We start from the raw sequence: 12,579 nt of genomic DNA on the forward strand, positions 1-12,579 counted from the left end.
GAGCCACGGCTTGCTACTGCGACGCAGTAGAGGTCGCTTTTTCTAGCGTATGGCTGGTTAATTTCATATAGCGTACAGGCTGGCGCTGCTGCTGTAGAATTTCCCCCGATTTTTTCATACCCGATGCCGACGTGTATTTCCACATGACTAATCGATTAAGTGTGGGAATGTGGGCGCATGCCCAGGCAAGATAATCATCGACATCGCTCATGACTTCTACCGCGGGAATACAGGGGGCACGCAGCTTGCCAGAAGCGGGGTGGAGTTTCAGGTTATTGGGCGGATTACTTTTTACGCCTGGGATTTTCATTAATGACTGGCGGATGGTGCAGAGCTGCGTAGCGGCTTCCAGCGGATCGCGTTGAGCATCAATCCATGCCTGTTCGGCCTGAGTCTGTGCCCGCATCTGTGGGGCGACCTGAGTCATAGGCCTGAGATGAACGATTTCGATATCCATACCTACGCTTCCTTCTTCGCTCAGGAGAATGGCGATGGTATTGCCCGCATAGCCGATGCTGAAATTGGGCATATTAGGATCGGCAAAATAAGGACGCCCTTCAGGAGACACCTGTAGCGTGGGTAACAGCGGATAGCCGAAAAAATAGAACATCATCTCAGCCAGCAGCACTCGACTTTTCAGATAACGCTCGCTGCGTTTGGCTGAAAAACCCTGTGTTGATGAGATGAGCCTATCAGGCAACCTTTGTAAGTCAGGAAGCGCTTCCGTGCTTGTCCACCTGACAAAATGGCAGGTCATTGTTCACTCCATGATCGTGATAAAAGATGGGAACCTATCAGGTATTACTGATACATATTTATATTATCAGACTAATATGTGATCTAAATAAAAATCGATGGATAAATCGGCGATAATTATTAATTAAGACACAATGAATTTTCTGCCTCGTGTACTTTGTGGCAATCCCCCCCTGTTCGACACATTCCCGTTTGCTTTAATGGCTCGGCCACCCCAGTGCGGCACGCCGCTGTTTTTCCAGCGTCTGCTTATGCAGCTCATCCGCTGTCACTAACCGCAGTGCAGAGGTTGGACATACCCTGACGCAGGAAGGGCTTTGGGCGACACCCACGCACAAATCACATTTGTGCACCTCGCTTTGCGTGAGGTGTGTTTCTTCCTCGTCATTCGACGCTTTTGTTACCACATTGATAGCCCCAAAGGGACAGGCAACGACGCAGCTTTTGCAGCCGATGCAGCGAGACTGGATAACCTGAATACTGTCCCGATCGCGTACCAGAGCATCATTCGGGCACACGCTGGCACAGGGCGCGTTCTCACACTGGCGGCAAAGAACAGGAACACTGACGCTGGCGCTTTTGACAACCTTCAGGCGCGGAAAGAAGCGAGAAGGCCTCAGTTGTGCGCTTTGACCACCGCTATGGGCTACCGCGCAGGCGATCTCACAGGTCCGGCAACCAATGCATTTTTCTGCTTCGGCGATAACAAATTGGTTCATGAGCGGATCTCCTCGCGGGTGGCATTTGTCTCAGGGCGATGAGGTTGTGCGGGAATAGCGCCTGTGCTGGCGGTCAGCCCCATCGTCGCAATCATCCCCAATGCGGCTTTGCGTCCGTCGGCAATGGCGGTAACCACCAGATCGGCACCGCGCACGGCATCACCACCAGCAAAAATACGCGGATGATTCGTCTGGCAAGGTATCTGACTATCCAGAGGCGCGGTGATGTATCCCCAGTTATCCAGAGCAACGTCAGCCTCTTCCAGCCACGGCATACGGTGTGACTGAAAGCCAAAGGCGGTTATCACGGCGTCAGCCGGTTGCACGAATTCTGAATCAGGGATTGGGCGTGGACGACGACGGCCACTGGCATCGGGTTCGCCCAGCTCCGTGCGAACCAGACTAATGCCGCACACGTCACCCTGTTCATTGAGGCAGATTTTTTGTGGTTGAACGTTAAACATGAACTCTACGCCTTCTTCGCGGGAGTTTTTCACCTCTTTTTTCGAACCGGGCATATTGGCTTCATCGCGACGATATGCGCAGGTGACCGATATCGCACCTTGCCGAACGGAGGTGCGCAGACAATCCATCGCGGTATCTCCACCGCCGAGTACCACGACGCGTTTGCCCGCCATGGAGATATAAGGCTCATCGTCTAATTCAGGCAGCCCCATAACCTGTTTGGTATTGGCGATCAGGAAGGGAAGCGCATCGAAGACGCCGGGAGCCTCTTCATTATCAATGTTGGCCTTCATGGAACGGTAGGTGCCTACACCGAGGAAAACGGTGTCATAGTCGTCCAGAAGCTGAGCCAGAGAAACATCTTTCCCGACTTCGGTATTCAGCCGGAATTCGATTCCCATGTTGCTGAACACGTCACGACGATGAACCAGAACCGCTTTATCCAGCTTGAACGACGGAATCCCGAACGTGAGTAGCCCGCCAATTTCCGGGTGACGGTCGAACACGACGGCCTGTACGCCGTTGCGCGCCAGCACATCGGCACAGGCTAATCCCGCCGGGCCAGCACCAACAATTGCTGCGCGTTTCCCGCTGGGAACGACGTGCGTCATATCGGGCGACCAGCCCATTTTTATTGCGGTGTCGGTAATGTAGCGCTCAACGTTGCCGATGGTGATGGCACCGTACTCTTTACCCAGTGTACATGCCCCTTCACATAGCCGATCTTGTGGACACACCCGCCCACAGATTTCCGGCAGGCTACTGGTTTGGTGTGATAGCTCAACGGCTTCAAGAATCCTCCCCTGTTTCGCCAGACTCAGCAACTCGGGAATATTGTTATGCAGCGGGCAGGTCCACTCGCAGATCGCACGTTTGCCGCAAGAGAGGCAGCGGTCAGCCTGATCTTCCGTCTGTTGCGCGGAGAAGCCGTGGTAGATCTCATCAAACGTGGAGGTTCTCTGAGTCAGCGGTTTTTTCTCCGCATCCCGGCGTGGCCAGTTTTTTCTTTTACTGAGCGGATTAGCCGTCAGCGCTTTCAGCACGGGGATTTCGCGCTGCCAGTGAGCGGCCGAACGCCGCGCCATCTCCTGCTGTTTCTCCTGACGGCGAGCGGCTAACGTTTGCTCGCTGACGAGCTGCAAGGCTTGCGTCGGGCAGGCTGCTACGCACGCTTGCCCTTCCGGGCGATCGGCGCAGAGGTCGCATTTATGGGCGATGGTGCTGTTGTCCACGGGGTTGGTCACCATAGACATCGCCCCGAAGGGGCAAGCCAGTACACAGCTTTTGCAACCGATGCACTTTTCCTGAACGAGCTGAATGCTATGGTCTTTTCTGATCAAGGCCTGCGTGGGACATACGCTGGCGCAGGGGGCATCTTCACAGTGACGGCAGGTTACGGCAGCCCGCAGCGTTGGCGTATTGAATGCCTTGATTCTGGGCTGAAATACCGCGACGTTATCTGGATAGTGTTCGTCATTATGTGAAATGACACAGGCAATTTCACAGGCATGGCACCCCATACAGTCTTGAGTACTGGCAATAACAAATCGGTTCATTACCTTCTTCCGCCCTGGCTCCCTCGATCGTGGTATTTATCCTAATAGCTGGATAACCCCCTGACCTTGATATAAAGCAGGTAAAAAGTCGGTTAATGTTAAATTCCACCTCGATTGTTAATAAAATTATTGAATCGTTTCAGTGGGTTATAATGTTATATGAAAGTAATAAGCTAGCTGCCTATAATCTTGTTTTTTATCTGGTTTATTGTATTTTTGCTTTATGCATCAGCGGCCTGATTACGCTGTTGTTTATTGTGCCGTGTTGTCCAGACGAAGGCCGAGGTCAGCAGCAGGATGAGCGTTGCGGCTGCCAGCACAATGGAAAACCCGGAATCAAAGGCGGAATGTGCCTGTGTGATAAGAATGCGCTGCATGTTTTCCGGTAAGGATTCGGCAAAAATTAACGCTTCATCCAGGCTGTCATAGGCGGAATCCGGTGCGGCAAACCCGGCGGGTAGCATAAACGTCGCGGAATAGGCGAAAGACAGCAAACTGCCCATCAGCGTCACTCCCGTCGCGCCGCCTAATTCATAGGATACTTCTTCGATTGACGCCGCCATCCCCGCTTTTTCCTCTGGAGCAACCTGCATAATGGTGCTGGATGCGGCCGTCATGGTTGAACCCACGCCAGCACCAATCACCATCAGGCAAATAACTTGTATGATGATGGGGGCATTGTGCAGCACGAGATAGCTTCCCATACCCAGCCCTGAAACCAACAGGCCAGCGGATAGCAGTGTCCCACTGTTCACGCGCGGCAGTATTTTTCCGGTTAACGGGCCAGAGATAAAGGACGCTACCGAGAGCGGTAAAATGAATAATCCTGCCTGTAACGGAGACAGTCCGATGACTAACTGCAACCGCTGGGTGAAAGCTAACTCCATCCCGATCAAGGCGGCGGCGGCCACGATAGCCGCGGCTACCGCGGAGCTGAAGGGACGCAGGCGGAAGAGAGAGAAATCGACCAGCGGATGTTTGCTGTTACGCTGACGCCGCACAAACAGGGTAATAAACGCCACGCCGATCAGCAGGGCGATCAGTGCATCGTCATAAGACGGAACCCGTTTTCCCAGCTCTTTTATGGCATAGGTTACGCCAATCAAACCAACCATAATCAATAGGGATCCGATGACATCCCAGCGCTGTGAAGCATTGCCCGGTTGGTGTGGGATCACGGTGCTCCCCATGATGAGCGCAAGCAGCACAACCGGTACGTTAATGAGAAAAACGGACCCCCACCAGAAATACTCAAGCAGTATCCCGCCCATGATAGGGCCAAATGCCGCACCACCCGATGCCACTGCGGCCCAGATACCAATCGCCAGTGCGCGTTCCCGTTCATCAGAAAAGGTCAGGCGAATAATCGAAAGAGTAGCAGGCATCATCATCGCCGCCCCGACGGCCAGCAAAGCACGAGCGGCGATCAGCATGCCGGGGGTAGGCGAATACGCGGCCAGTAATGACGCCGTACCGAACACGAACAGCCCAGAGATGAATAATGGCTTATGACCCAGCTTATCGCCCAATGTCCCCATGCCGAGCAACAAGCCGGAGGCAACCAACGCGTAGATATTCACGATCCACAGCTTGTCCGATGCCGTGGCGTGCAAGTCGTGAGTCAGTGTCGGGAGTGCGGTGTACAGTACCGTCATGTCGATGACAATCAGGAACAGGGCGCTGGAAACAATGGCCAGAATCAGCCATTTTTTGGGTGATTGCATAACAGGATCTCTGCCTCAGTGTTCAATTTTTCATCTTTTGGATAGCGCTCTGATGATATAGAATTGCTTTTTAAATACAAACGTATTTTAAAAAGGAGAGCATATGGGGCGTCATAAAAGCATTGATCGTACGCGCGTGTTGGATGAGGCAGAACAGATCGTTCGCACACAGGGCATTGCCTCGCTGACAATGGATGCGGTCGCTAAAGCGGCTGGCGTGACAAAAGGCGGCATTCAGTCGTGCTTTGGTACGAAAGATGAGCTGATTAATGCCATGTATCAGCGCTGGGAAGATGAGTTTGATGAGATGACCGCCGCGAGCATTCGGACGGATGACAGCCCGGAAGCGAGAGTTCGGGCGTATATTGATGTGACGTATCGGACGGATGCGGCAGAAGGCGATCGGGCGGCGGGCATGATGGCCTCATTACTCAACATGCCTGAGCACCTTGCAAAATCACAGGCCTGGTATGACCTCCACTTGTCTGGCCTTGACCTGAATTCACAAGCAGGACGAGATGCGCGTCTGGCGTTTCTGGCCTCGGAAGGGGCGTTTCTGCTGCGTTATTTTGGTTTTATGACGGTCGATGACGAGACCTGGAAAGCCATTTTCTCTGACATCGTTCGACTGTTACCTAACCGCGCCCCTTCGTGATTAAGGATCTCTGTTCAAGGGGGGGATTTATTGCTTTTACTATTGCCCACTTGGATGCTGGGCCGCCAGAATCTCGTCCAGATTTCCTTCGATCCATATGGCCAGTTCTTTCACTCGCTCCCCGACTTCTTTACCGAGTGGTGTCAGGCTGTATTCAACATGCGGTGGGACCACCTGATAGGCTGTTCGTAGGATAAAACCATCACGTTCCAGCCATTGCAGGGTCTGCGCCAGCATACGTTCGCTTACGCCCCCAATTCGCCGACGTAATTGGCTAAAGCGATGGGTATCGTCAAGTAATGCGATCAAAATCAGCACTCCCCAGCGACTGGTGACGTGGTTAAGTATTTGGCGAGATTGGCATTTTTCAGCAAAGACATCACCCGTTGATAAAATAGGGGGCAATAAGTCTACGGCGGTTTTGGGTTTGCTCACTATACTTACCTTTATGTATGTACTTACTTTAAATTAGTATTGTCGATATTATGCCAGTCACTACCTATCAATGAAAAGGAGCTTGAGATGATTGCTATTACGGGTGCATCCGGTCAACTAGGTCGTTTAGTTATCGCACAACTGTTAGAGAAGGTTCCGGCGAACCATATTGTGGCGCTGGTGCGTGATGTGAATAAAGTTGCCGATCTTTCTGCAAAAGGCGTGCAGGTGAAAGCCGCGGATTACAACCAGCCTGAAGCTCTGGTTTCTGCGCTGCAAGGTGTGGATAAACTGCTGCTGATCTCTTCCAGCGAGGTGGGACAGCGTGCGGCACAACACCGCAACGTCATTGAAGCCGCAGCGAAAGTCGGCGTTAAACTGTTGGCATATACCAGCCTGTTGCACGCGGATAAATCGCCTCTGGCGCTGGCTGAGGAACACAAGCAGACGGAAGCGCTGCTGAAAGCGTCCGGCTTACCTCATGTGCTATTGCGTAACGGTTGGTATACCGAAAACTATGCAGAGAGCATTCCGGCGGCGTTGGAACACGGCGTCTTTATCGGTAGCGCGGGTGAAGGGAAGATTGCCTCTGCCACGCGCGAAGACTTCGCGGCTGCTGCGGTCGCAGTGCTGACGCAGGAAGGACAGGCCGGCAAGGTTTATGAACTGGCGGGTGATGAACCTTACACGCTGGCGGAGTTAGCGGCGGAGCTCAGCAAACAGTCGGGTAAATCCATCGGTTATCAAAACCTGTCTGAAGCCGAGTTCACCTCAGCATTGGTTTCTGCCGGGCTTCCCGAGGTTTTCGCACAAATCGTTGCAGATTCAGACGTAGGTGCCTCAAAAGGCGGCCTGTTTGATGGCAGCAAACAACTGAGTCAATTGATTGGCCGCCCAACGACGCCGCTGTCAGCGGTGGTGAAAGCCACGCTGAAGTAATGTTTAAAAATTTTTGACCATTTTCCTGACGCCAGGAAAATGGTCTGTTTCTTCATAGCCCGTTGTCTTGCATGATTCTATGGCTCGTCCAATCGCTGAATATCCCAAATAATCAACCGGACTGAGCAAGGCCGATCAGAGTTCGGATTCCCTCGTGATATGGTCATCGCTTTTATATGTAAATTTTCACTGTGTGTTCCCCACGATTATGAATGTGGGGAAGGGAACATCGTGATATTGACTCCATTTTACTTGCCTCTTGCTTATATTCTATTTACACACAACCTTCTTTAACATCCTGTCAGCATTGAATTTAGAACTTACTGTTACGCCCAGGTGTGTGGACACCGCCAATAATGAAGCCTCTGTTGCATCATCCAGGAAGGAAGAATGGTAATGGCGGCGCTCGATGTTTATATGAACGGCTATCGGGTGGGGATTCTGACCAAAACGGGTAGTGGAACACATCATTTTTCCTATGATGCAAACTGGCTAGGGCTGCCTGGGAATCGCCCCATTTCGCTTTCTATGCCGCTACGTCATCAGCCCTATCAAGGTGATGACGTTTATAATTTCTTCGACAATTTGTTCCGGATAACCCGGATATCAGAAGACGCATTGTCGCCAGACATCACGCTGACTCCACCCAGCCGTTTGATCTGCTGGCGAAAGTGGGGCAAAACAGTGTCGGTGCGTTGCAATTGGTGAGGCAATTCTGGCCGGGTTGTAGGCCAGATCGAGACGGCTCATGAGCGGATGGGAGTAATTTCCCCGATGAATAATATCGGGGAGAGCGAATCATTTCCCAATACAGAAGCTCGAAAAAATACGCCCCAACAGGTCATCGGAGGTGAATTCGCCGGTGATTTCACTCAGGGACTGCTGCGCCAGCCGCAGTTCTTCCGCTAGCAGTTCGCCCGCGTAGGCGCTCACTAGCTGTTCTTTACCCTGAATCAGATGCTGTGCGGCCAGTTCCAGTGCTTGCAGGTGACGGCGACGTGCCAGAAAACCGCCTTCCGTGTTGCTGGTGAACCCCATGCTTTGCTTGAGGTGATCGCGCAGCGTTTCAACACCTTCACCCGTACGGGCGGAAAGGCGAATAAGTGAGTGAGTGTTCACCTCTTCGATGCCGAGTGTTTCGCCAGTGATGTCCGCTTTGTTACGCACCACGGTAATCGGTAGTGTTTTCGGCAGGCGCGCCATAAATTCAGGCCAGATCTGTTCAGGCTCCGTCGCTTCCGTGGTGGTGCCATCGACCATGAACAGCACGCGGTCGGCCTGTTCAATTTCCTGCCAGGCACGCTCAATACCAATGCGTTCGACTTCGTTGCTGGCATCGCGTAGCCCTGCGGTGTCGATGATATGCAGCGGCATGCCGTCGATGTGGATATGTTCACGTAATACGTCACGCGTGGTGCCTGCGATATCCGTGACAATGGCGGCTTCACGACCAGCTAACACATTGAGTAAGCTGGATTTTCCGGCATTCGGACGCCCTGCAATCACCACCTTCATTCCTTCACGCAGCAGGCTGCCCTGATGCGCTTCTGCTCTTACCGCGTTTAAGTCAGCCATCACGTCATTGAGCTGTGCCTCGATTTTGCCATCGGAGAGAAAGTCGATCTCTTCATCCGGAAAATCGATCGCTGCCTCGACGTAGATTCGCAGGTGAGTAAGTGCTTCCACCAACTGGTTTATACGGGTGGAAAATACGCCTTGCAGAGAGTTCAGCGCGGAGCGAGCAGCCTGTTCCGAGCTGGCGTCAATCAGGTCGGCAATGGCTTCTGCCTGCGCGAGATCGAGTTTGTCGTTCAGGAAAGCACGTTCTGAGAATTCACCGGGACGTGCAATGCGCACGTTGGGCAGCGTCAGAATACGTTGCAGCAGCAAATCAAGAATCACCGGGCCGCCGTGACCCTGAAGTTCAAGGACGTCTTCGCCCGTAAAGGAGTTCGGGCCGGGAAACCAGAGGGCAATGCCCTGATCGAGTGTGGTGCCGTTAGCATCACGGAACGGCAGATAGTCGGCGTGGCGCGGCTTGGGGAGCTTACCCAGAACGGCATGCGCGACTTCGGCGGCGGCCTGCCCTGAAATGCGTAAAATACCTACGCCTCCGCGTCCCGGTGGCGTGGCTTGGGCGACGATGGTGTCGGTATTGCTCATGATGTTCTCTCTGCGTTGATGCCGGTGTGGCAGATTATTGTTGGCTGATAACACAGCGGTTAAAAAATAAGGCGGTCAATGACCGCCTTACGCTTTCTATCGGTTAACCATCAACCGGATTATTTTTTCTCGCGGCTATGCAAGCCACGTTTTTCCAGACCGCGATAGATCAACTGCTGCTGGAGAATCGTCACCAGGTTGCTGACGATGTAGTACATCACCAGACCTGACGGGAACCACAGGAAGAAGACCGTAAAGATGACCGGCATGTAGGTCATGATCTTCTGCTGCATTGGGTCGGTCACGGTGGTGGGCGACATCTTCTGGATGAAGAACATCGTTACACCCATCAGGATCGGCAGAATGTAGTACGGGTCTTGTGCAGACAAGTCATGGATCCACAAAGCAAACGGCGCGTGACGCAGTTCAACGGAACCCATCAGCATGTAATACAGTGCCAGGAAGATTGGCATCTGAATCAGCAGTGGGAAGCAGCCGCCCAGCGGGTTCACTTTCTCTGACTTGTACAGCGCCATCATTTCCTGACTCATGCGCTGTTTGTCATCACCAATACGCTCACGCATCGCCTGCAATTTAGGTTGCAGTAAGCGCATTTTCGCCATTGAGGTGTATTGCGCTTTCGTTAGCGGATACATGATGCCGCGCACGATAAAGGTAATGGCAATGATGGAGAAGCCCCAGTTACCGATAAAGCTATGCAGGAATTTTAGCAACTTAAACAGCGGCTGAGAGATGAACCACAGCCAGCCGTAATCCACCGTCAGATCCAGATGCGGCGCGACTGCGGCCATCTTGTCCTGAATTTCCGGGCCGACCCACAGGGTGGCGTTCAGGCTCTGTTGGCTACCCGCAGCAACCACAACCGGGGCGGCTTTAAAGCCAATCGCGGCCTGGCCGTTACCGAGTTTGCTGGTATAGAAGGTATTAGCGCCTGCTGTCGTCGGGATCCACGCGGTAGCGAAGTACTGTTGCAACATCGCTACCCAGCCACCGTTGGTATTGATGTTCAGGTTTTCGTCCATGTCGCTGAAGCTGTACTTTTTGTACTTGTCTTCACTGGAAGAGAACGCTGCACCACGGTACGTGTGCAGTGCAAAGTTGCTGCTGCCGGTATCGCGGTGCTTAGGCAGATCGATAGACTGCTTTAACTGACCGAACAGCGTCAATTCCAGAGGCTGAGCGCTGGTGTTATTGACGCTATAGTCAACGTTCAGTGCATAGTCGCCACGTTTCAGAAGGAACGTTTTGGTGTACGTCACGCCATCAGCCGCGGTGTAGGTCAGCGGGATACGCAGTTCGCTCTGACCCTCCGCCAGCTCGAAGCTCTCTTGCGTAGTGGTAAACAGTGGACGTGGGCCGTTAGCCGGGTTGTCCGGGCCATTTTTGCCAGTCAAACCGCTCTGAGCCTGATAGACAAACTCGGATGTGGTTTCCAGCAGATGGAAAGGTTTATCTGAACCTAATGTGTCCGGGTAAGCCAGCAGGTGCGCTTGCTCAATATCGCCGCCACGGGTGTTGATTGTCAGCGACAGCACATCGGTTTTCACCGTGATCAACTTGCCTTGACCGCTGGCCGGTACGCCCTGGTTGGTAGCATCACCGGTCACTGCGTTCGTCGCCTGCTGTATGGCCTGCGTGGTTGCTGGCGGATTTTTATCCGTTTCCCACGCCTGCCAAAGCATAAAGGTTACGAATAGCAGAGCGATGAGAAGAAGATTGCGTTGCGAATCCATCGTTAATGTTCTCTGTTATTGTCGGTTTTTGGCGGTACGGGATCATCACCACCAGGGTTCAAAGGATGGCATTTTAATACGCGTTTAAGCGTCAACCAACAGCCTTTTATCATGCCGAACCTGCGTATTGCTTCAATACCGTATTGCGAACACGTTGGCCGGAACCGGCAATGTGGTCCGAGTAACGGGCTGATAACGAGTTGATAACCGCGTATCAACCCTATCAGCAGTCGGGAGCCAAACGACAGTGCCGACGCCATAATTTTTCCAATGCTTCCGTCAGAGTGCGGTTATCCAGTTCAGACACCCCTTTTTTCACCAGTACGACAAAATCCATTGCGGGCAACGAATGTTGGTGCAGGCGAAAGCTTTCGCGCGTCAGGCGTTTAATCCGATTGCGTTCATGAGCACGTTTTACATGCTTTTTGGCGACGGTAAGACCGATGCGGGGATGCCCCAGCGAGTTCAGGCGGCCGAGGATGGTGATGTGCGGCGTGCCAGCCCGTTGCGGTTGCTGGAAGACGAAAGTGAAATGACTGGGAGTTAACAAACGTAACTCCCTGGGAAATGCGAGCTTAACCACTCGGTGGGTTAGCTTTTATTACTTAGAAACAGACAGACGAGCACGGCCTTTCGCACGACGGCGGGCCAGAACTTGACGACCATTCTTGGTGGCCATACGAGCACGGAAACCATGGCTACGGTTACGCTTCAATACGGACGGTTGGAAAGTGCGTTTCATGGCGATTTCTACCTAAACTTGGAAAATTATAACTTCACAGTAAACGCGTTTGGCTGTTCGGCGTGAAAATGACCGACGCCTCAATCGCATATCACAGCTATATAACGGAAAGAGGCAGGATTGTAATAATTGTACAGTCCTGAGTCAATTAACATCACACTTAACACGCCAGCCATTCCGATTATTTTTGGAATTCCTGCCTGCCAGAGCACAGAAAAGGCGTAGACGCGCGGGCAGCGAATTATACGGACTCTATTGCAAAGCGCAAGGATCCTTCTACGATCTGTCCGGTGGGATCATGATCGACGTCACCGTAACGATCGTGGCGCCAAAGGTATGCTTGGATGCGCGGCACATCGGGGCGGTAAAATGTGTACCCGCCGTCGATTTGGCGCGCTACGGGGAGTCGCGATAAGAATAGCCTGTGGATAAAAAGGATCGAAACTGTGCAGAAGGGGAAGATCTCTGGTGTGGATTAGGTTATGATCCGCAACCCCGTTGGCGATCCTTTGGGTGGGATCGTCGAGGTCAATCGCCACGCGATGTGGTGTGTCTGCGGTCTGAATTGTGAGTGAAGCAATCGTGGATCATGCAGGCGCCAAAAAATCATGAGTTACATAAATAACGCCTTATTCTTTTCTTTTGATCGTTCTTGTTCGAGTGGAGTCCGC

At 52.7% G+C, this 12,579-nt stretch carries 12 protein-coding genes and 1 pseudogene; 3 read left to right on the forward strand and 10 right to left on the reverse strand.

Features of this window, described 5'->3' with window-relative positions:
- Window positions 1–13: 13 nt before the first annotated feature.
- The 4 genes from OI69_RS03950 to OI69_RS03965 all read right to left on the reverse strand — a co-directional run bounded on the left by OI69_RS03950 (window position 14) and on the right by OI69_RS03965 (window position 5,220).
- Entirely contained in the window at window positions 14–757 is a 744-nt protein-coding gene (locus tag OI69_RS03950) for a 4'-phosphopantetheinyl transferase family protein (protein ID WP_039346439.1), read from the reverse strand.
- Window positions 758–953: 196 nt separating this feature from the next.
- Window positions 954–1,475, reverse strand: coding sequence for a 4Fe-4S dicluster domain-containing protein (locus tag OI69_RS03955; protein WP_039346443.1), 522 nt, complete (start codon window positions 1,473–1,475; stop codon window positions 954–956).
- Window positions 1,472–3,496 carry a formate-dependent uric acid utilization protein AegA gene (gene aegA / locus OI69_RS03960; RefSeq protein WP_039346447.1) on the reverse strand — a complete coding sequence of 675 codons (2,025 nt, stop codon included), beginning with the start codon at window positions 3,494–3,496 and terminating at the stop codon, window positions 1,472–1,474. The genes OI69_RS03955 and aegA overlap by 4 nt, the downstream gene beginning before the upstream one ends.
- A 221-nt stretch (window positions 3,497–3,717) precedes the next feature.
- Complete coding sequence (locus tag OI69_RS03965) at window positions 3,718–5,220, reverse strand: MFS transporter (protein WP_039346450.1); 1,503 nt, start codon at window positions 5,218–5,220, stop codon at window positions 3,718–3,720.
- Between the two features lie 103 nt (window positions 5,221–5,323).
- On the opposite strand from OI69_RS03965, the gene OI69_RS03970 reads away from it, so the two are divergent.
- Complete coding sequence (locus tag OI69_RS03970) at window positions 5,324–5,875, forward strand: TetR/AcrR family transcriptional regulator (protein WP_039346453.1); 552 nt, start codon at window positions 5,324–5,326, stop codon at window positions 5,873–5,875.
- Between the two features lie 39 nt (window positions 5,876–5,914).
- On the opposite strand, the gene OI69_RS03975 is transcribed toward OI69_RS03970, so the two are convergent.
- Window positions 5,915–6,310: a winged helix-turn-helix transcriptional regulator gene (locus tag OI69_RS03975; protein WP_039346456.1), complete on the reverse strand. Its 396-nt coding sequence runs from the start codon at window positions 6,308–6,310 to the stop codon at window positions 5,915–5,917.
- Between the two features lie 87 nt (window positions 6,311–6,397).
- Between OI69_RS03975 and OI69_RS03980 the strand changes: the two genes are divergently transcribed.
- The gene (locus tag OI69_RS03980) at window positions 6,398–7,249 is read left to right on the forward strand and encodes an SDR family oxidoreductase (RefSeq protein ID WP_039346459.1); all 852 of its coding nucleotides are present in this window, start codon (window positions 6,398–6,400) and stop codon (window positions 7,247–7,249) included.
- Between the two features lie 417 nt (window positions 7,250–7,666).
- A pseudogene (locus tag OI69_RS03985) lies at window positions 7,667–8,001 on the forward strand (HipA N-terminal domain-containing protein).
- 46 nt (window positions 8,002–8,047) lie between these two features.
- Here OI69_RS03985 and mnmE read toward each other — a convergent pair.
- The 5 genes from mnmE to rpmH all read right to left on the reverse strand — a co-directional run bounded on the left by mnmE (window position 8,048) and on the right by rpmH (window position 11,908).
- Window positions 8,048–9,412, reverse strand: a complete 1,365-nt coding sequence (gene mnmE / locus OI69_RS03990; RefSeq protein ID WP_039346466.1) for a tRNA uridine-5-carboxymethylaminomethyl(34) synthesis GTPase MnmE — start codon at window positions 9,410–9,412, stop codon at window positions 8,048–8,050.
- Window positions 9,413–9,531: 119 nt separating this feature from the next.
- Window positions 9,532–11,166 (reverse strand): membrane protein insertase YidC, encoded by a 1,635-nt coding sequence (yidC, locus tag OI69_RS03995; RefSeq protein ID WP_039346468.1) that lies wholly within the window; start codon window positions 11,164–11,166, stop codon window positions 9,532–9,534.
- A gap of 2 nt (window positions 11,167–11,168) precedes the next feature.
- The gene (gene yidD, locus OI69_RS19040; protein ID WP_010281237.1) at window positions 11,169–11,426 is read right to left on the reverse strand and encodes a membrane protein insertion efficiency factor YidD; all 258 of its coding nucleotides are present in this window, start codon (window positions 11,424–11,426) and stop codon (window positions 11,169–11,171) included.
- Window positions 11,390–11,749 (reverse strand): ribonuclease P protein component, encoded by a 360-nt coding sequence (gene rnpA, locus OI69_RS19045; protein ID WP_072034255.1) that lies wholly within the window; start codon window positions 11,747–11,749, stop codon window positions 11,390–11,392. Before rnpA ends, yidD begins: the two co-directional genes overlap by 37 nt.
- A gap of 18 nt (window positions 11,750–11,767) precedes the next feature.
- Entirely contained in the window at window positions 11,768–11,908 is a 141-nt protein-coding gene (rpmH, locus tag OI69_RS19050) for a 50S ribosomal protein L34 (RefSeq protein WP_015842368.1), read from the reverse strand.
- Between the last annotated feature and the right edge of the window lie 671 nt (window positions 11,909–12,579).

This window comes from Pectobacterium fontis (assembly GCF_000803215.1).
Taxonomy (GTDB): Bacteria; Pseudomonadota; Gammaproteobacteria; order Enterobacterales; family Enterobacteriaceae; genus Pectobacterium; species Pectobacterium fontis.